The organism is Enterococcus sp. AMC1251 (assembly GCF_058216535.1).
Map to the genome: position 1 here is coordinate 1,097,650 of NZ_CM177098.1, position 19,791 is coordinate 1,117,440.

Below are 19,791 nucleotides of genomic sequence, written 5' to 3' on the forward strand. Positions count from 1 at the left end.
AGCCACATAAATGTGTCAAAATAGGAATAGGGAGTAATGGAAATGTAAAAATAAAGCAAAGGGGTAAAAAAATGTCAGGAATCAAAAGCAGTTTAACCGTGGCAGGAGGCGTTTCAGCGCAGTTCAGTCGGGCAGCTAGTGGATTTCCCTCTGTGAATCAAGCCGTAAACAAAGCAGAACGTACTACGGTGAGTGGCAATAACAATGCAAAAAATAGCTTAACCAGCCTTCACAGTCGAGGCCAACGTGTCTCTAATGCGATCACTCGAGATGGAAATAATATCCATTCAGTGGCAAAAGAATTTAGCCTCATCGACCAGAAAATCAAAAAAAGCTTTGATTTACCACTATTTTCTCCATCTCTTGGAGGGAGCCGCCGATGAGTGTAGAGGAAAAAGAATTAAAAATCAATCAACAGCTGCAACAAGTAAACCATGATCAAGACGACAAACGCCGTGAAATTCGTGAATTAGAAGAGTTGGAAGCAGATTATTTTTCGATCCACCAACAAGAACAACGCTATTACCAAGACTTGATTGGGAACAATCAAGGGTCGCAATATATCGGTCATTTTATGGAATTAGATGAAGAAGCCAATCGATTACACCAATATGAACGCCAACGATTAGAAGACATAGCGGAACGTTTAGTCAATGAAGAAGTGACATTAAAAAATAAAGAAGAAGAACTATACGTGGCGCGCAGGCAATTATTTGTGGAAGAAGCGGAGGACACGCGCTATGGCTATTGATTTTTACGTAGGGGAAGTAAAAGCCCAAAGCGCCGCTGCTAAACAAATGGCGAATGAGTATATCCAGTTTTGCGGCACGCTCAAAGATAGTGTCAACGGCTTTATGAATGCGCCACTATCTAGTAAAACATACGATTCAGCGAAAGTTTATTTCTCAGCCGTCTACCCAACATTAGCCAGTGGGTTTATACTAGCATGTGAGGCCTTAGTTGAAGCGCACAGTAAATTTCCCGAAGAATTTCAATCATCGGTGGACACCTGTGATGTGATCGAAGAACAATTGAAAGCCGAAATCGCTCAAGGACAAGCCTTATTACAAAACATGGCACGCACAATGGATAAAGAAAAAGAACCAAACCAACGCATGGAACAACGCTACATGGGTGTACAAAGCTCAATTCAAAAGAATGAAGAAAAACGCCAAAAGTTGTATGAATTCAATGCCAGTTCACCCGCGTTATTTTCAGAATTTGAAGCGCAATTAGCTAATTTGGATGCAGGATTAGCGGAAGTAGAAAAAGGTGCGGCTTGGAATCCAACTTCTGGGACGTTTGATTTGTCTAGGATGAATTTATCTTGGACGAAACCGATTGGTAGGGCATGGGATAAACGGCAGAAGAAGATGGATGCGAAAGTAGAAGCCTACCGCTTAGCTAATCAAGAAATCACCTATACATTTGATGAGGCTGGTAATGTTACTGGCGTATATATTGACGGTGTATTTGATGCAAAAACGACTCGCATGGTACAAGAAGCAATTGCGACAAACAACTGGAATGGACTTAAGGCATTGGGCGTTGGGCTAGCCGATAAAATTTATGAAAATTTTGGTTTAGCTGGAATAATGGGTGAGAGGACATTAGACCCAAACGCAGTTGGAACGAAGCCGTATGCAGGAGGTCAATTTATTGGTGATCTTGCTTCAATAGTTGGCGGCGGAGCGGAATTTTTAGGTGGTTTCTCCTGGCTGGTTGGTGGAAATGGACTTTCGTTTGCGGGAATACCAGTTACAGGTGGAGCAAGTGCGACATTGAGTCCTGCAGTTACAGCGAGTGGATCGGCAGCGATGACGCATGGAGCAGGAACTATTGTGAATGCTTTTGACAGTTTGCTTGATGGTTATCATTTTGAGGATAGATCATATAGTAATAAAAATGGTGAATGGGGGGCTGGTAATACTAATTCTTCAGAAGCAAACATTCGTAAGCACTTTGATAAACATGGTGATGAAGTTGGGGCTAGTTCCATTGAGGAGTATATGAGAAAAGCAGAAGAATTTGCTAAATCTGTAAAAAAAAGAGTTAAGCCATCAAATGTTTCGGGATACACTCCTGATGTAAAGCGATTTAGAAAAAATGGTCGATATATTGATTTAGCTCCAGATGGATCAATTATTTCTTTTGGGAAAAATAATTAAGATGAAGGTGATAAAGTATGGCATTAGTGCATGAATTTGCAATGTTTAAATCAGAAAAGGATATTATTTTTAATAAAGAGAGTAGAAAAAGTATGGTTAGAATTGATGATTATTTTATACTTTACAGTATGGATACATTAATGTGGATACCTAGTTATTGGGAAAGTTTAGAGCAGAAAAAAATGGGTATCAATTATTATGGTACGACTTTATTTAAGGAGGAAGGAACAAAAAAACTATTACAACTTATAGTTTCTTGGAGACAAGTTTTTAACAATTCTCCAGAAGAGTTTGAGCTGTCAACAGAATTTATTGCTGAGGATGGAGTATTTTACAAAGAAAAAGTTGAAAAGCAGATTTTATTGTCAAAACTTAGTAATTTAGAAAATTTATGTAGGGAAGCTTTAGAGAGCGAAATGTTACTCGTTCATTTTGGTGTTTAAAGGGTTCTTAAATTAGAAAAATCGCCAATTAAAAATTTTATTACTGTAAATTTAGGATAAAAAAAGCCGAAATGCTTATATTCCATTAAAAATGTAACAACTTAAAAACCTTAATTATGATATGCGTAGTTATTTCATAATTAAGGTTTTTTGAATAAAAAAAAGGTACGTTTGATTTATCTAGGATGAATTTATCTTGGACGAAACCGATTGGTAGGTCATGGGATAAACGGCAGAAGAAGATGGATGCGAAAGTTAAAGCCTATAATTTGGAACACCAAGAAGTCACGTTTACGTATGACGAATATGGAAATGTTACAGGTGTGTATATCGATGGAAAGTATGATGCAGATTTAACGAGTCAACTACAAGAAGCATTGAGAACTCAAAACTGGGATATGTTAAAAGGATTTGGAGCAGGATTTCTTGATCAGTTAGCAAATAATAATGGAAAATCCATTTTAAATGAGCTATTTGGTGAACGATCGCTTGGTGGGAATTTGAGAGGAACTCCAAGCTATGCAATAGGTCAGTTTGTGGCGGATCTAAGCTCATTAGTTCAAGGTGGTGCAGAGTTCGTTGGCGGAAGCTTGTGGATGGCAGGTGGTACATTTGGAGGACTAGCTGGTGCTCCAGTTACTGGAGGGTCGAGTACGCTTGCAATTCCAGCAATTGATGCCAGTGGATTAGCCGTATCTGGTCATGGAGCAGGTGTATTTACTAGTGCTTGGAATAGTTTGGGAAATGGTTATCCTGCAAACGGTGGTCAAAAAACTAATCCTGGGAAAAATGAGAGTCCAATTTGGAAGGGACTTGATAATGTTAAAGGAAAAGACAGAAAATCCTCTGGAAAAGGAAATAAAAAGAAATTATATGAATGGGATTACACTCATAACGATATAGAGGTATATGATAAGGCTGGGTTTCATTTAGGGGCAATGGACCCAGTTACTGGAAAAATGTACAAACCAGCTGTGAAAGGTAGAACGATTAAAGTTAATTAGTAGATAGGAGATTATAATGGATACTAAATTTTGCTGTGAAGAACTTGAGTATTTTACAACAGAAACTGATGAAGGATTTAAAGATACGAATAAATTAATTTACCACGAAAAGAAATTTGATGAATTCGGAATCATCATTCATGATGGAGGTAGATCTTATGTAGGCATTAATTACTGTCCATGGTCAGGGGATAAACTACCAACTTCAAAAAGAATGCAATGGTTTGATGAGTTAGAAAAAATTGGATATGAAGATCCAATAGATGAGTTTGAACAGCTACCTGAAGAATATAAATCTAATGAGTGGTTAAAAAAATATAAGGAATAATTATAACTAAGATTACTTATAAGTTGGAGTGGACGATCTAGGATATACACCTAATATAAAAATAGTTTGGTAAAATGGAAGCTGCATTGATCTTGCTCCGGATGGATCTATCTTGTCCTTTGAAATATAGCGGAAAGAAGGGGGAATATGCATGCCAAAACATGATTTTAAAGTAGTTCAGTATTCGCAAAATTTATCCTATAAGGACGTTGAATTAGTGGATGTTGTGTCTATTGACGACAGTCTAATTATATATATATGATTCTTTGAGTTGGCTAAAGGGTGGTTGGAATAGTTTAAAAGAGAAAAAGAATGGACTTAATTATTATGGGGTAACTTTTTTTATGATGATGAGATCTGGCTATTTAAATCTATTTTGTCAAGTTGGATTTCATTATTTGAAAATGCGCTAGATAAACTATCATTGAAAAGTGATCTTTATCCTGATGAATCAATCCAAAAGAAGTTGCTATTAGACAAGTTAAACAGCATTGTGGAACTGTGTAATAAAGCTTTGGAAGAAAATAAAGTATTGATGCATTACGGTATATAACGAGATTATTCGCAACAAAATAGGAAGAAATAAAATTGTCAGATAATATTTTTAATTATTTAAGTAGTCAATGGGAATATATTGTTGAAGATGGAATTAGTATGGAAATTCAAATTTGGTTGAGAGATATAAAAAGTATCATAGATTTTGATATGGCATTGGATAAGAAGAACATATGTGATAAATATACATTTAAAAAATAAAGAAGGAAAGGTTATAGAAGAAGTTTTCGAAGAATTTATTCATAGTATTGAATATAAATATATGACATGCCATTTTAGAGGATTTTATCAAGAGAGAATTGAATACAAGACTGTGTCTGCTAATGATAACAAAAAAGCAAGGAGTCTTAAATTAATTTTTCCACCATCAACACAGAGGGTAAATAGGTTTGCTTTTGTTTAGGGAGATACGCTGCTGTACTTCAGTATACGAATAACGGTTGTAATCGATACAAGGCACAGAGAAGCGATCAAGCGAAGAGACATTTTTTCTTTTAATAAAGAGAGAAACTTCCCGGAAACATGCTTGGCGATAAAGAAATGTGGGGCAACAAAATAAGCGTTTGCCGTCCAATGACGAGAACAATTTCAACAAGAATAACGTTGCTTTGCTAGTTCCATGACTAAGGACAATTCGTGAAACGAAACAGCTAAAATTGTTAGGTTTTCATCTATGATTCTCAATATTTTTTTGATATCATGAAGCATAGCCTATCGTTCCTCTCCGTTAGATTTGGTGTCGCAGCTTAATTCTATCAGAGAACGATATTTTTTTATCTAAAAATGAACATGGGACTGAGAAAAGTATTTCTACTTTCATCAGTCCCATTTATTTTAGAGCCAGAAAAACTGGCAAACCCAGTCTACTCTATACGCTTCTTCACGATTTCTACAATTTTTGTGTTGCATTATTTTTTACTAAGCGTAGTAAGACAGAAGTTACTGCGACTGTGGCAACAGCTGCAACGATTGCTTCAACGATACCGCTAGTAAAAATCACCGTCAAAATTCCAGTATAAATCGCTGTACCATTGGCGCCAATACTTTGGGCGTATGAATCTTTAAATAGAAAATAAATCAAGTTCATCACAAGAATTGTATTCGTAGCTGACCCTAGAAAACCGGCAATAAATAAACTAAGTGCTTGAGATGTAAGTTTATTTTTCGTTAGTTTCTTCAATCCCATAAAAACAAAATAAGGAACAATACCAATCAGAATTCTTGGAATCATTGCAACAATGACTGCTTTAAAGCTCCCTTGATTAGTCCCTATAACAGGGATAAAAGGGGAGAAGACAAATGATAAAGGTGACAAAACAATGGTGCTGCGGATCATACTTATAATTCCGAAAACCCCACCTAAAAAAGCGCCAATTTTTGGACCTAAGACGATGGATGCAATAATCACGGGAATATGCATTGTTGTTGCATTAATCGGCCCAATAGGAATAAAACCTAAAAAAGGAACAGCCGATAGCAAAATAAGGATAGCTAAAAACATAGCAGTTAATGTAAATGTCTTTGTATTTTTCATAAATAACTCCTAAAAAATTATTTCGCTAAAACGTCATTGATTTTAGCGACAATCTCATCAACAGTTGCAAGAGCCCCTCGACCAAAATCGCCACATGCCAATAACGCTTCACGAGGATCAATTTCATGATACCCGACTTCTTTTAATGTTGCTAAATTACGTTGTGTAATCGGATTTTGATACATATAAGTATTCATTGCAGGCGCAACAAACTTAGGTACGTCTTCTTTTAAAGCTAAAGCAACAGTTGAAAGCATATCGTCTGCAATTCCATGAGCTAATTTTGCTAAAATATTAGCGGAAGCTGGAGCGACTAAAAAAAGATCAGCTTTTTTCGCTAATTCGATATGATTGATTTGATCAGGATATATTTCTTCCATGACATCTGTATGAACTGGATTTTTTGACAAAGACTGCAACGTCAATGGTGTGATGAATTTCGTACTATTGGTAGTCATGATGACTTCGACATTATAACCTAATTTAATGAATTGGCTAGTTATATCGGCTGCCTTATAAGCAGATATACTGCCGGAAATAGCTAACAATATAGTTTTCATCATTGATTCCTCCATCTTTCTTCGACCTTTTTAACGATCATTTGAGCGATATCATTTTTAGTCTTGGCAACTTCAGTTTGACCTTGTGCGTCGATCAGGATTCCTTTATGTTGGTCCCCTTGAATATCTTCAAGATCATTGGCTAAAACAAAGTCACACTTATTCTTTGATAAAATAGATCGTCCCACTTGAATCAATTCTTCTGTAGAGACACCAACTAACAACTTAAATCCAACAAGAATTGCTTGGGGTTGTTGCTCTTTCAGCATTGCAATTATTTTAGGGTTTTTCTTTAAAAAAAGCAAGAGTCGGTCTGTTCCAGAAGGAATTTTCTTTTCTTGTTGGATTGTTTTGCCAATTTCATCTAAACTGAGATAAAGTTCTTCGGTCAAGTTTGCTAGATCAGATAAGTTTCCTTCGGCTGTTAATTTGGTTGCAAGTTTTTCGATAAAGCGATCTTCTGATAAAGTTGTCTCTATTGTAAAATCACTGACAGCCATGCTATGGATAATGCCATCGAAACTTTGAAACTTAAATTGATCAAGTAAAGTAGATTCTAACTCTTTTGTTGTTTCTATTTCGATAATCGTCAAATTAGGTTTTGTTGCTGGACGAACAGCTTGAGGAGTGGTTATATAGGTTACTTGATGCCCTTGGGATAAAAAAATTCCACTAATTGCCTTTCCTAAACGTCCTGTTGAGTGGTTTGTGATGGAACGGACAGTATCGATTTTTTCAGAAGTTCCACCTGCTGTGATCAAGATTTTCATTTATGATTTGCTCCTTTAGCTCATTTTTATAATCGTACGCCCAATATGTGTACCCGCCTGTAACTGATTCAAAGTTTGAGGTAATTCTTGTAAAGTTATTTCATTTACTATTTCATGATTGCTGACATTTAGATCAGTGGCTAAACGTTGCCAAATAGCTAGACGTTCGTTCATTTGAACATTGACAGAATCAATACCTAGCAGATTCACCCCTCTTAAAATAAAAGGTAATACAGTTGTATTTAATTTGATTCCAGCAACATTTCCACACATAGCAACACTGCCGCTGTAGCCAGTTTTAGATAACAACACAGATAATATATCCCCGCCCACGGTATCAATTGCAAAATCAATAGTTTGCTTTGCTAAAGGGTTAATTTTTTCAGGCATAAATTCATCAACCAAAAGGATATTCGTTGCGCCAATTTTTTTCAGAGCATCAACAGCAGTCGTTTTTCGACTCAAAGCAGAGATATTTTTATACCCTCGTTTTTTTAGCATAGCAAGGGCTAAGCTTCCGACACCACCAGAGGCACCGGTAATTAGAACCGTTGCATTTTTATTTTGGGCTAAACCGTGATTTTCAAGAGCTTGAACGGATAAAGCAGCGGTAAAACCAGCTGTACCAAAAATCATAGCTTCTTTTAAGTTTAATCCTTTGGGTAAAGGAACCACCCAATCACCAGGAACCCGAGCAATTTCAGCAAATCCACCTGTATGCGTGACACCTAAGCCGTAACCTGTAACTAAAACATTTTGACCTTCCACAAAACGATCGTCTGTAGAGGTTAAAACAGTTCCACTTAAATCGATGCCAGGAATCATCGGATAATCACGAATGACACCACCATTTTGTTTGGTAGCCAGCAAATCTTTATAGTTAACTGAAGAATAAACAATTTTGATGAGTACATCTCCTTTAGATAAATCAGAGAGATCTATTTTTTCTATGGTTGTCGCAACAGTATCATCTATTTTCTTAACAAGAAATCCATTAAAATTTTTCATAAATAGCCTCCATATTTTAGGTAACAACCTATCATTTTTTCAGTTCCTATTTTTTGAGAAGTCAGAACAATCAAATTTATCCTGCTGGTTACTATCATAACATATTCTCTTTTTATCTTTAGCAAATTCTTCTTGAAGACTCCTTCATAATAGAAGAAAAATGAGTTAGAATAAGATGGATGAACTTAAGTGTAGTAAGTTAAAAAATTTAAACGATTGTTTTAAGTTTGAAAGGAATTAATTTTGTTGAAATTTAAAGTAGGTATGCGAACATTCAAAACAGGGTTAAGTGTCTTTTTTTGTATTTTAGTTAGTATTTTATTGAAACGAGAAACTTACGTTGTCGCAGCAATTACAACAGTTTTTACGTTGAGAGAAGATATGGAAAACACATTAAAATATGGCAAGCATCGTATTATTGGTAATGTGATGGGGGCGATAATGTCAATTGTTGTGATTGCTGTATTCAATTTTTTAGGCAGGACAGAACTTGTACAACTAGTGTTTATTCCTGTGATTATTACGCTGATGATTGCTTTACTGGCCAGTTTAGGCTATCAAGAAGGGACGGTTGGAGCGTGCGCAACGTTGTTAACAATCGTGTTTATGATCCCAGCAAATCAATCCTATGGTTATGCGCTTGCTAGAGTTGTGGATAGTTTTATTGGTATGGGCATTGCGCTGTTGGTAAATTATTTTATTCCATTAAAGTACGATAAGAAAAGAACTGTCTAATTTATATAAAATGAGGAAGGGTGTGGAACAAAAGTGAAATTCATTTTTGTTTCACACCCTAAATGTGAATAAACGGAGTGGAGTTAGAAGAAATACCTTCAGAAAAAGATCCTATTTTTATTTTGTTAAAATCACTCAACCGGTGCTAGTATGTAAGTATAAGATGAAACTAAAAAATTATTGTTGAAATTTGTTGCTATTTTAAAAAAAATTCGTATACTAGAAAAGGTGAAATTAAACTTCTGGTTTAGTATTAACAAACTTTTATATATTTTTTAAATGAAATGAGGTGTACTGATGGAAATTGGAGAAAAACTGCGAAATTTACGTGTACAAAAAAATTTGACCCAAGAAGAATTGGGCGAGCGAACGGATTTGACAAAAGGGTACATTTCCCAATTGGAGCGTGATTTAAGCTCACCATCGATGGAAACATTTTTTAATATTCTTGAGGTTTTAGGTATTACCCCCGAACAATTTTTCAGTGAACAGACGTTGGAACAAAAAATCGTATACAAAAATGAAGACAGTACATTATATTATGATGAAGAGAGCGGTTATGAACTAAAATGGCTGATCCCAGAATCGAATGAAAAAGAGATGGAACCCATTATTTTAACATTTGATAAAAATGGTGAATACAAAACGTTTGAACCTTCCTTATCTGAAACATTTATCTACGTGATTGACGGTTCTATTTCATTAATATTGGGTGAAGCAACTTACTCAGCTAAAAAAGGAGAGGCAATGTATTATCAAGCTACAGAACCTCATCAACTAATCAATCATTCAACAGGAAAAAGCAGAGTATTGATTGTAGCTACAGAATCGTATTTGTAATAGCTAGTTTTACAGGTTATCCTCTCGGAAATAAGATAAAATCAGAACATGGTAAACTCTACCACCTTCTGATTTTTCTACTCTTTCATTCGAGATAAGGCGAGCCCGTTACACTTTTAACTGAGGAGGCATTATTAAGTGAAAAAAAATATTATTACGTTTGAAAATGTCGTTAAACAATATGATGATGAAAAAGTGCTAAAAAATGTTAGTTTTGAAATAGAACAGGGGAAATTTTATACGCTACTTGGTCCATCTGGATGTGGAAAAACAACGATTTTACGTATTTTGGCTGGTTTTGTAGATGCTACAGAAGGAGATATCTATTTTGATGGGCAGCGGATCAACGATATTCCAGCGAATAAACGTCAGGTCAATACTGTATTTCAAGATTATGCTTTGTTTCCTCATATGAATGTCTTTGATAATGTAGCATTTGGTTTGAAAATCAACAAAATACCCAAAAAAGAAATTGAAAAGAAAGTTAAAGATGCGTTGCGTATGGTGCAGTTACCAGGTTATGAAACGCGAGAAATCAGTGAAATGTCTGGTGGTCAACGTCAGCGTGTAGCAATTGCTCGTGCTATTGTGAATGAACCAAAAGTTTTGCTCTTAGACGAACCACTGTCTGCTTTGGATTTGAAATTACGAACAGATATGCAATATGAATTACGTGAGCTACAGCAACGTTTAGGAATCACTTTTATATTTGTTACCCATGATCAAGAAGAAGCTTTGGCGATGAGTGATGAAATTTTTGTTATGAACAAAGGGCATATCGTGCAAAGCGGAACACCTGTCGATATATATGATGAACCGATTAATCACTTTGTAGCTGATTTTGTGGGAGAAAGTAATATCGTCAATGGTACGATGATCGAAGACAATCTAGTTGAATTTGTTGGAAAACGTTTTGAATGTGTGGATGGCGGAATGCGTAAAGCTGAGTTTGTTGAAATAATGCTTCGTCCAGAAGACTTAGCAATTACCACTGTTGAGAAAGGAAAATTAGTCGTAACAGTTGATACACAACTATTCCGTGGCGTTCACTATGAAATCATTTGTTATGATGAAGATCAAAATGAATGGATGGTTCATTCAACTAAAAAAGCGAAAGAAGGCGCTAAAGTTGGTCTTTTTTTTGAACCAGAAGATATTCATGTGATGCGTTTCAATGAGTCAGAAGAAGATTTTGATGCTCGTTTAGAAAGCTACGAAGAATAGGAGGAATAGTGATGAAAACAATGCGCCGAATTTATTCGATTCCTTATACGATGTGGCTATTATTATTTGTGATTGCGCCAGTTTTGATGATCATTTATCAGTCTTTCTTTGATATGAATGGGCGATTTACTTTATCTAATTATCAAACATATTTTACATCGGGCACTTATTTAAGTATGACGCTTAATTCAGTCTGGTATGCTTCTTTGATTACATTATTTACGTTTTTGATCAGTTATCCAACGGCGTACTTTTTGACAAAATTAAAGCATAAACAATTATGGTTGATGTTGGTAATATTACCAACTTGGGTAAATCTTTTGTTGAAAGCTTATGCCTTTATTGGAATTTTTAGTATTCATGGTAATGTGAATCAATTTTTAGGTTTTATCGGGATAGGTCCCCAGCAAATTTTATTTACTGACGTCAGTTTTTTGTTTGTAGCAACTTACATTGAAATCCCGTTTATGATTTTGCCAATTTTTAATGCGTTAGAAGAGCTAAATCCTTCGTTGATTAGTGCTAGTCGTGATCTTGGGGCAAATAGTGTTGAGACTTTTCAACGAGTGATTTTTCCGCTTTCATTAAATGGCGTAAAAAGTGGCGTTCAAGCAGTTTTTATTCCTTCGCTTTCATTATTTATGCTGACACGTTTGATTGGCGGAAATCGTGTGATTACACTTGGAACAGCTATAGAAGAGCATTTTATGGTGACGCAAAATTGGGGGATGGGTTCAACCATCGGAGTGATTTTGATTGTTGCAATGTTTATCGTGATGCTTTTAACTGGTGAGAAGAAGAAAAAGGAGCGGGTGAAATGACAAAGAAAAAATTTAAATGGTCTTATCTGTATCTGATTGTTGTCTTTGCTTTGTTATATGCACCAATTTTTTATCTGATTTTCTACTCATTTAATGACACAGACACGATGAATAAATTTACAGGTTTCACACTTGCAAATTATAGCGCGGTTTTTGAAGATACGCGATTGTTGATCATTGTGTTAAATACTTTTTTGTTAGCTTTTTTATCTGCGTTGTTAGCAACGATTATCGGAACGTTTGGTGCAATGGGGATTTATTATACAAGACGTAGAAAAACGAGAACGACCTTGATGAGTTTAAATAATATTTTACTCGTTTCACCTGACGTAATCATTGGTGCCAGTTTTTTAATCTTTTTTACAGCTGTTGGCTTTATTAGTTTGGGCTTTGCCAGTGTATTATTGTCGCATATTGCATTTAGTATTCCAATCGTTGTATTAATGGTGTTGCCGAAATTACAGGAAATGAATGACTCGATGGTAGATGCCGCTCGTGATCTTGGTGCCAGCAACGTACAGGTAATTAAAAATATTATTTTACCGTTTTTATCACCAGGTATCATCGCTGGTTATTTTATGGCGTTTACGTATTCGTTGGATGATTTTGCGGTGACCTTTTTTGTCACAGGAAATGGTTTCTCTACTCTGTCTGTTGAGATTTATTCCAGAGCCAGACAGGGAATTAGTTTAGAAATCAATGCATTGAGTGCATTAGTATTCATTTTTTCTATGATTTTAGTGATTGGTTATTATTTTATTAGTCAAGACAATACTTCTAAACGTGTAAAAAAAATACGCCAAGAACAAAGTGAGGTGGCTAACCTTAAATGAAAAAACTACAATCTTTGCTCATTGGGATCTTAGCGATTATTCTGATTTTGTTTTTAGGCGTTCGTCAGTTAGAAAAAGCTAGTGGAATGTCAGGTGCTGATACGTTGACAATTTATAACTGGGGCGATTATATCGACCCAGAGTTGTTGCGTAAGTTTGAAAAAGAGTCAGGTTATAAAGTCAACTATGAAACATTCGATTCAAATGAAGCAATGTTTACCAAAATCCAACAAGGAGGAACCGCCTATGATATCACGATTCCTTCTGAGTACATGATCCAAAAAATGATGAAAGAAGATATGCTTTTACCAATCGATCATAAAAAGTTAATCGGCTTGCAAAATATCGATGAACGCTTTTTAAATTTAGATTTCGATCCGCAAAATAACTACTCAATTCCTTATTTTTGGGGAACTTTAGGTATCATCTATAATGATAAATTTATTGATAAAGGTGAAATTGAGCATTGGAATGACCTGTGGAAACCAGAGTTAAAAGACAACGTGATGTTGATTGATGGAGCTCGAGAAGTACTAGGTTTATCTTTAAATAGCTTAAATTATTCTTTGAATAGTAAAAATAATCGTGAATTACGTGAAGCGACAAATAAATTAAATAAGTTAACTACAAATGTTAAAGCAATTGTGGCAGATGAAATAAAAATGTATATGATCAATGAAGAGAGTGCGGTTGCTGTTACATTTTCTGGTGAAGCAGCTGAAATGCTTGATGGCAATGAGCATTTGCACTATGTGATTCCATCAGAAGGTTCTAATCTTTGGTTTGATAATATTGTGATACCTAAGACGGCAAAAAACATTAACGGTTCTTACGAGTTTATTAATTTTATGCTACGACCTGAAAATGCTGCTCAAAATGCGGAGTATATAGGTTATTCTACGCCGAATCAAGTGGCAGAAAAATTACTTCCCAAGAAAATTTCAGGTGATGAACAGTTTTACCCAAATGATGAAGTGATTAAACATTTGGAAGTTTATGAAGATTTAGGTGCAAAATATTTGGGCGTTTACAATGATTTGTTTCTGGAGTTTAAGATGTACCGCCGATGATTGGAAAACTCAGTAAAAACACGTTAAATCAACAAAAATTCAGGAGAATAAGCCACCGTTTTACTGCCAGTTTTCCAAAATTCTACCAAAAGCGACGAAATAGTCGCTTTTTTGGTGTTTTCTACCAGAGAATTTTAGCTGAAAAGCTTGATGTATGTAAGGTTAAGCATAAAAATTCTTTTAAAACATAAAAAAAGATGCCAGTGATTTCTCACCAACATCAGAAAGTATAGAGCTAAAAAAAAAACAATTTTTTTGTTTTTTTTTATTATTTAGAGAAATAGTTTTTATAAAAAATACGCAGTTCAAATTTCAAACATATAAACTCTATCGATATCTATAAATACACTATAGTTACGTACGCAACTGGAAATGGTTTCAAAATAACATTTGAAGTGATACACTAAGTGATGAAAGCATCAATAAAACTCTGTATTTGAATGGAGAGCATATGGATACAAATAAAAAAAAACTATTGGCGAAAGTTGCTTATTTCTACTATGTTGAAAAGAAAACTCAAGCTGAAATAGCTGAGATTTTAGGTATTTATCGAACAACAATCAGTCGAATGTTGACGCAGGCTAAGGAAAAGGGAATTGTCAAAATTGATATTGTAGGATTTGATTCCGACTTGTTTGCCTTGGAAGAATATTTCAAAAAGAAATACAATCTCAATCAAGTAACGATTGCTTCGGATAATTCTACTAACTCTGAAGAAGAAAAAAATGAGGCATTCGCGCAATCTGCGGCAAATTTTGTTAAGAACACTATTTTAGATAATCAGGTAATAGGTATTTCTTGGGGATCTACATTGAGTAAGATGATTGAAAAACTAGAGAATCGTTATTTAGAAAAGTCTCTTTTTTGTCCATTAGCTGGTGGTCCAAGTCACATTAATTCTAAATATCATGTGAACACGTTAGTTTATGAAATGGCAAAGAAATTTCATGGAAAAACTACATTTGTAAATGCAACAGTGATTCAGGAAAGTGAGCAGTTAGCCCAAGATATCATTCAGTCAAGTTATTTTGAAGACATTCTTAATTATTGGGAACACTTAGATGTCGCCATTGTTGGTGTAGGGGGTAACTTGGATGAAAATAATAGTCAATGGCGGGATTTATTAGCTAAGGAAGATTATCAAACTTTAGCAAAAGAAGGAGCTGTTGGAGAGTGTTCTTGTCGTTTTTTTGATAAAGATGGAGCTCCTATTCATTATAAATTACAAGAACGCACAATTGGAATTCCATTAGAAAAAATAGCTCAAGTTTCTAAAGCTATAGCTATTGCTAGAGGAAACCAAAAGTCTCAAGCCCTTTTAGCTATGATACGAAGAAAATACGTTAATTGTATAGTAAGTGATCGAGAAACCATTGTAAATATTTTACATCTAGATGATGATTACTCTTTCCACATGTAATTAGTTATGAATGATTAAACTAATAATCACGACATTGAGCAGAGAGTTTATCGCTTGTTTAACAGAATGTCAGTTAATCTGTTGTTATTCTTAACATAAACATCAAAGCAACTAAAAAACATGTGACAAGTAAAGGACTACTCAACAGTCAACTTTTTTCGTTAACTTTTGAGAGTAGTTTAAAAAGTCACATGCTTATCGCATTAATGTACATGACAAATGATCTGGTGTTCATTTAAAATAACTTTAAAATAGTCGAGATCTTCGGTATGAAGTTGAGGAATATTCTTTAGCGTATAGTCACGATCTAAAAATGTATATTTTTGTTCACCAAACTGATGGAAAGGTAAGAGCTCCACTTTCTCAATGCCCATTTTATTAAAAAGAACTGCAAAAGCTTCCGCATTCTCTTGGCCATCATTAAATTGAGGAATGATAGGTACTCTGACTACTAAATCATTATGTTCTTTCAAAGCAAAGGATAGATTAGTTAAAATCGGTTTTAAGGAAACTCCTGTGCCTCTTTTGTGTTGAATGTCATTAGGGTGTTTGATATCAAAATATAGAAGATCGACGTGTTTAATATATTTTTGAAAGGTTTTCTCCTTTGCAAATCCAGTTGTTTCACTTGCAGTATGAATGTTCTTTTCTTTTAATTGCTGTAGTAACTTTGTCGCAAATGTAGCTTGATAAAGAACCTCTCCACCAGAAAGTGTTACACCACCACCAGATTCTTCATAAAAGGGTTCGTCTTTCATCACTTCTTCGATAATTTCATCTATAGACTTATATTCACCAACGGCTGCATAATCTTTCTTTTGTGTATTCCACATTTTTTCAGGTTTTCCACATTGTGATTCAGGATTTGAACACCAAAAACAGTTTAAAGGACAGCCTTTGAAAAAAACGACTGTTCGGATTCCTGGACCGTCGTGGATACTAAATTTTTGAATATTGAAGATGCACGCTTGATCTATCATAATCATAATCCTTTCTTTTATTTATCTATAGTTTAGCAAATAAAACATCGTACGTAAACATAAATAGTTACGTAGGAAAAACAGGTATAGGATATTGTTGTGAAGATAGATATATGTTAATCTAATAGAAATATAGGAGGGATTTAATGTCAAGGGAAGAAGAAATTATCTCAATCGTAAGCCAAAAGAAAAAAATAGAAGTTAATGAACTTTCAGAACTCTTAAACGTTTCGAAAGTAACGATTAGGAAGGATTTAGATAAGCTAGAAGCAAGGGGACTTTTACATCGTCAGCATGGTTATGCATTGTTGAATAACATCGATGATATTAATTATCGATTAGCTCAAAACTATGATTTAAAAAGAAGGATAGCCTTAGAAGCTAGCAAAATAGTTAAGGATGGCGAAGTTGTCATGATAGAATCTGGTTCAACCTGCGCATTATTAGCAGAGGAATTAGCGTTCAATCGAAACGACATTACGATTATTACTAATTCTTGTTTTATTGCTTCCTACATTAGAAAAGCTGAATCAGTGAAAATTATTTTATTAGGTGGAGAGTATCAGAAAGAATCTCAAGTAAATGTAGGACCTCTTGTCAAACAAGTAATTAGTGAATTTTTTGTTGATAAATTATTTGTCGGTATCGATGGTTTTGACCAGAATAGAGGCTTTACGGGGAGTGATCTCACGCGTTGTGATACAACTAGAACGTTAGCAACAGCAGCAAATCAAACAATTGTATTAACTGATTCAAGTAAGTTTATACAAAACGGTTTAGTTTCTGAGTTTGGCTTTGACGAGATCAGCAAAGTATTTACTGATTCGGGTATAAAAGAAGAAGAATTACGGTTTTTGGATGAAAAAAATGTTGAGATTATCACTGTTTAAATATTGCACATTTGTGCAATATTTTTTTGTTTTTAATTGATTTAACTTTGATATTGACTGTTTCTATTTAAATATGATAAATTAATTTCATAAGAAACAAAAAAAGTTTCGAATGAAATGGATGGTGCAATATTATGAATGTTCAAGTCAAAGGGAAAACAAAAAATCAGCCATATTTTGGAGAATTGACCAATCGTATGAATGAATATCGAGAGTCTATATTGAACAAAAATCCTTATATTTGTGCGGAGCGCGCGTTATTAGTGACAGAAACTTACAAAACATATCAAAATCAATCTAGTGTGATGAAACGTGCCTATATGTTGAAAAATGTTCTAGAAAAAATGTCTATTTACATTGAAGATGAAACAATGATTGTCGGAAATCAGGCAGCATCAAATAAGGACGCACCAATCTTTCCAGAATACACATTAGAGTTTGTCTTAAATGAACTAGACTTATTTGAAAAACGTGATGGAGATGTTTTTTATATTACGGAAAAAACGAAAAATGATTTACGTTCAATTGCTTCTTTTTGGGATAATAATAATTTGAGAGCAAAAGCAGCTGCATTGCTCCCAGAAGAAGTTTCTGTATTTATGGAAACAGGATTTTTTGGTATGGAAGGCAAAATGAATTCTGGGGATGCTCACTTAGCGGTAGACTATCAACAAGTATTAGAAATTGGTCTTGAAGGGTATAAGGAGCGTACCCTAAGAGAAAAAGCAAACCTAGACCTAACTGAACCAGAAAGCATTGATAAATATCAATTTTACAACGCCATTTTGATTATTCTTGATGCCGTTAAAACATATGCAGAGCGCTTTTCAAAATTAGCAAAAGAAATGGCTGAAACAGCTAGTCCAAAAAGAAAAGCTGAATTGCTTGAAATCAGTCGTGTTTGCGCTAAAGTGCCAAATAAACCAGCGGAAACGTTTCTTGAAGCTGTTCAATCCGTTTGGTTTATTCAACTGATATTACAAATTGAATCTAATGGACATTCATTGTCCTACGGTCGCTTTGATCAATATATGTACCCATATTTGAAGAATGATCTAGACAATAAAATTAGTACAGAAGATCAAGCTGTCGAGCTACTAACGAATCTTTGGATTAAAACACTAACCATTAATAAAGTACGTAGTCAATCGCACACATTTAGTAGTGCAGGAAGCCCTCTTTATCAAAATGTAACGATTGGTGGTCAAACAAAAGATAAAAAAGATGCTGTAAATGAACTATCTTACCTTGTTTTACGTAGTGTTGCTCAAACAAAATTACCACAACCAAACCTAAGTGTTCGATATCACTCAGACTTAGATAGTAAATTTATGAATGAATGTATTGAAGTGATGAAGTTAGGGTTTGGTATGCCGGCTTTTAATAATGATGAGATCATCATCCCTTCTTTTCTTACGATTGGTGTTGCTGAAGAGGATGCTTATAATTATAGTGCAATTGGCTGTGTAGAGACGGCTGTTCCTGGAAAATGGGGTTATCGCTGTACAGGGATGAGCTACATGAATTTTCCTAAAATCTTAATGATTGCTATGAATAATGGAATTGATCCTGTTTCAGGTAAATCTTTTGTAAAAGGGCACGGTCATTTTAAAGAGATGAAGTCTTTTGAAGAATTACAAGATGTTTGGGATAAAACAGTACGTGAATTAACTCGCATGAGTGTCATCGTAGAAAATGCGATTGACCTAGGACTCGAACGTGACGTGCCAGATATTCTATGTTCTGCTCTAACTGAGGACTGTATTGGACGAGGGAAGACTCTTAAAGAAGGTGGTGCAGTGTACGACTTTATTTCAGGTCTTCAAGTTGGTATTGCCAACTTAGCTGACTCATTGGCAGCTATCAAGCAATTAGTTTTTGAAGAAAAAAAAGTTACGCAAAATGAACTTTGGGAAGCGTTGATGACAGATTATGAAAGTGAGCGTGGCAAAGAAATCCAACAAATGATTCTTCAAGATGTACCAAAATATGGGAATGATGATGACTACGTAGATCGGCTGGTAACCAAAGCGTACGACAGCTATATTGAAGAAGTCAAAAAGTATCCTAGTACGCGTTTTGGGCGTGGGCCAATTGGTGGGCTACGTTATTCTGGAACCTCATCTATTTCAGCAAATGTTGGACAAGGAAAAGGAACAATGGCAACTCCAGATGGACGAAATGCATGGGTTCCACTAGCAGAAGGCTGTTCTCCATCACATAATATGGATAAAAACGGACCAACATCTGTTTTAAAATCTGTTTCTAAATTAAGAACTGATGAAATTATTGGCGGTGTTCTATTGAATCAAAAAGTCAATCCGCAGACTTTGGCTAAAGAAGAAGATAAGCAGAAATTGATTATGTTGCTTCGTACATTTTTCAACAAACTACATGGTTATCACATTCAATATAACGTTGTCTCACGTGATACATTGATTGATGCGCAAAAAAAGCCTGAAAAACATCGTGATTTGATTGTTCGAGTGGCAGGTTACTCTGCATTTTTTAGTGCACTATCGAAAGCAACGCAAGATGATATTATTGAACGGACAGAGCATGTACTATAAATAGCGTTATCTTTAGCAGTCAGTAAATTTGTTCTCTT

21 protein-coding genes are annotated in these 19,791 nt (G+C 34.9%); 16 read left to right on the forward strand and 5 right to left on the reverse strand.

Translation table 11 applies throughout. From position 1 onward, the window contains the following. The first annotated feature begins 71 nt into the window (after window positions 1-71). The 7 genes from AC4BBR_RS05090 to AC4BBR_RS05120 all read left to right on the forward strand — a co-directional run bounded on the left by AC4BBR_RS05090 (window position 72) and on the right by AC4BBR_RS05120 (window position 4,699). Window positions 72-383 (forward strand): TIGR04197 family type VII secretion effector, encoded by a 312-nt coding sequence (locus AC4BBR_RS05090; RefSeq protein ID WP_490461478.1) that lies wholly within the window; start codon window positions 72-74, stop codon window positions 381-383. Next, window positions 380-751, forward strand: coding sequence for a DUF3958 family protein (locus tag AC4BBR_RS05095; RefSeq protein ID WP_490461036.1), 372 nt, complete (start codon window positions 380-382; stop codon window positions 749-751). The genes AC4BBR_RS05090 and AC4BBR_RS05095 overlap by 4 nt, the downstream gene beginning before the upstream one ends. Then, window positions 741-2,168: an LXG domain-containing protein gene (locus tag AC4BBR_RS05100; protein ID WP_490461479.1), complete on the forward strand. Its 1,428-nt coding sequence runs from the start codon at window positions 741-743 to the stop codon at window positions 2,166-2,168. The genes AC4BBR_RS05095 and AC4BBR_RS05100 overlap by 11 nt, the downstream gene beginning before the upstream one ends. Window positions 2,169-2,185: 17 nt before the next feature. Continuing rightward, a complete protein-coding gene (locus AC4BBR_RS05105) occupies window positions 2,186-2,611 on the forward strand; it encodes a hypothetical protein (protein ID WP_490461480.1) in 426 nt (141 codons plus the stop codon). A gap of 185 nt (window positions 2,612-2,796) precedes the next feature. Then, on the forward strand, window positions 2,797-3,615 hold the full coding sequence (locus AC4BBR_RS05110; protein WP_490461481.1) for a colicin E3/pyocin S6 family cytotoxin: 819 nt from the start codon (window positions 2,797-2,799) through the stop codon (window positions 3,613-3,615). A 16-nt stretch (window positions 3,616-3,631) separates the two neighbouring features. Next, window positions 3,632-3,943, forward strand: coding sequence for a DUF6980 family protein (locus tag AC4BBR_RS05115; RefSeq protein WP_490461482.1), 312 nt, complete (start codon window positions 3,632-3,634; stop codon window positions 3,941-3,943). Window positions 3,944-4,531: 588 nt separating this feature from the next. Further along, window positions 4,532-4,699, forward strand: a complete 168-nt coding sequence (locus AC4BBR_RS05120; RefSeq protein ID WP_490461483.1) for a hypothetical protein — start codon at window positions 4,532-4,534, stop codon at window positions 4,697-4,699. A 688-nt stretch (window positions 4,700-5,387) separates the two neighbouring features. Here the strand turns inward: AC4BBR_RS05120 and AC4BBR_RS05125 are convergent. From AC4BBR_RS05125 to AC4BBR_RS05140, 4 genes are read right to left on the reverse strand one after another with little or no spacing between them, the layout of a single operon-like run. Then, window positions 5,388-6,032, reverse strand: coding sequence for an ECF transporter S component (locus AC4BBR_RS05125; RefSeq protein WP_490461484.1), 645 nt, complete (start codon window positions 6,030-6,032; stop codon window positions 5,388-5,390). 17 nt (window positions 6,033-6,049) lie between these two features. Beyond that, window positions 6,050-6,592, reverse strand: coding sequence for a phosphopantothenoylcysteine decarboxylase (coaC, locus tag AC4BBR_RS05130; protein WP_490461485.1), 543 nt, complete (start codon window positions 6,590-6,592; stop codon window positions 6,050-6,052). After that, the gene (coaB, locus tag AC4BBR_RS05135) at window positions 6,592-7,362 is read right to left on the reverse strand and encodes a phosphopantothenate--cysteine ligase (protein ID WP_490461486.1); all 771 of its coding nucleotides are present in this window, start codon (window positions 7,360-7,362) and stop codon (window positions 6,592-6,594) included. Before coaB ends, coaC begins: the two co-directional genes overlap by 1 nt. 15 nt (window positions 7,363-7,377) lie before the next feature. Next, window positions 7,378-8,370 carry an oxidoreductase gene (locus AC4BBR_RS05140; RefSeq protein WP_490461487.1) on the reverse strand — a complete coding sequence of 331 codons (993 nt, stop codon included), beginning with the start codon at window positions 8,368-8,370 and terminating at the stop codon, window positions 7,378-7,380. A gap of 246 nt (window positions 8,371-8,616) precedes the next feature. On the opposite strand from AC4BBR_RS05140, the gene AC4BBR_RS05145 reads away from it, so the two are divergent. The 7 genes from AC4BBR_RS05145 to AC4BBR_RS05175 all read left to right on the forward strand — a co-directional run bounded on the left by AC4BBR_RS05145 (window position 8,617) and on the right by AC4BBR_RS05175 (window position 15,313). Beyond that, window positions 8,617-9,105, forward strand: coding sequence for an FUSC family protein (locus tag AC4BBR_RS05145; protein ID WP_490461488.1), 489 nt, complete (start codon window positions 8,617-8,619; stop codon window positions 9,103-9,105). 297 nt (window positions 9,106-9,402) lie between these two features. After that, on the forward strand, window positions 9,403-9,945 hold the full coding sequence (locus AC4BBR_RS05150) for a helix-turn-helix domain-containing protein (protein WP_490461489.1): 543 nt from the start codon (window positions 9,403-9,405) through the stop codon (window positions 9,943-9,945). Between the two features lie 138 nt (window positions 9,946-10,083). Further along, window positions 10,084-11,169, forward strand: a complete 1,086-nt coding sequence (locus AC4BBR_RS05155) for an ABC transporter ATP-binding protein (protein ID WP_490461490.1) — start codon at window positions 10,084-10,086, stop codon at window positions 11,167-11,169. An 11-nt stretch (window positions 11,170-11,180) separates the two neighbouring features. Beyond that, entirely contained in the window at window positions 11,181-11,990 is an 810-nt protein-coding gene (locus AC4BBR_RS05160; RefSeq protein ID WP_490461491.1) for an ABC transporter permease, read from the forward strand. Continuing rightward, window positions 11,987-12,823 carry an ABC transporter permease gene (locus AC4BBR_RS05165; protein WP_490461492.1) on the forward strand — a complete coding sequence of 279 codons (837 nt, stop codon included), beginning with the start codon at window positions 11,987-11,989 and terminating at the stop codon, window positions 12,821-12,823. Before AC4BBR_RS05160 ends, AC4BBR_RS05165 begins: the two co-directional genes overlap by 4 nt. Next, window positions 12,820-13,893, forward strand: coding sequence for an ABC transporter substrate-binding protein (locus AC4BBR_RS05170; RefSeq protein WP_490461493.1), 1,074 nt, complete (start codon window positions 12,820-12,822; stop codon window positions 13,891-13,893). The genes AC4BBR_RS05165 and AC4BBR_RS05170 overlap by 4 nt, the downstream gene beginning before the upstream one ends. 451 nt (window positions 13,894-14,344) lie before the next feature. Then, a complete protein-coding gene (locus AC4BBR_RS05175; protein ID WP_490461494.1) occupies window positions 14,345-15,313 on the forward strand; it encodes a sugar-binding transcriptional regulator in 969 nt (322 codons plus the stop codon). Between the two features lie 203 nt (window positions 15,314-15,516). Here the strand turns inward: AC4BBR_RS05175 and AC4BBR_RS05180 are convergent, their stop codons facing one another. Beyond that, window positions 15,517-16,293 carry a glycyl-radical enzyme activating protein gene (locus AC4BBR_RS05180; RefSeq protein ID WP_490461495.1) on the reverse strand — a complete coding sequence of 259 codons (777 nt, stop codon included), beginning with the start codon at window positions 16,291-16,293 and terminating at the stop codon, window positions 15,517-15,519. 146 nt (window positions 16,294-16,439) lie between these two features. On the opposite strand from AC4BBR_RS05180, the gene AC4BBR_RS05185 reads away from it, so the two are divergent. Together AC4BBR_RS05185 and AC4BBR_RS05190 are read left to right on the forward strand one after the other, a co-directional pair. After that, the gene (locus tag AC4BBR_RS05185) at window positions 16,440-17,183 is read left to right on the forward strand and encodes a DeoR/GlpR family DNA-binding transcription regulator (RefSeq protein ID WP_490461496.1); all 744 of its coding nucleotides are present in this window, start codon (window positions 16,440-16,442) and stop codon (window positions 17,181-17,183) included. A gap of 134 nt (window positions 17,184-17,317) precedes the next feature. Next, the gene (locus AC4BBR_RS05190) at window positions 17,318-19,753 is read left to right on the forward strand and encodes a glycyl radical protein (protein WP_490461497.1); all 2,436 of its coding nucleotides are present in this window, start codon (window positions 17,318-17,320) and stop codon (window positions 19,751-19,753) included. The last annotated feature ends 38 nt before the right edge of the window (window positions 19,754-19,791 follow it).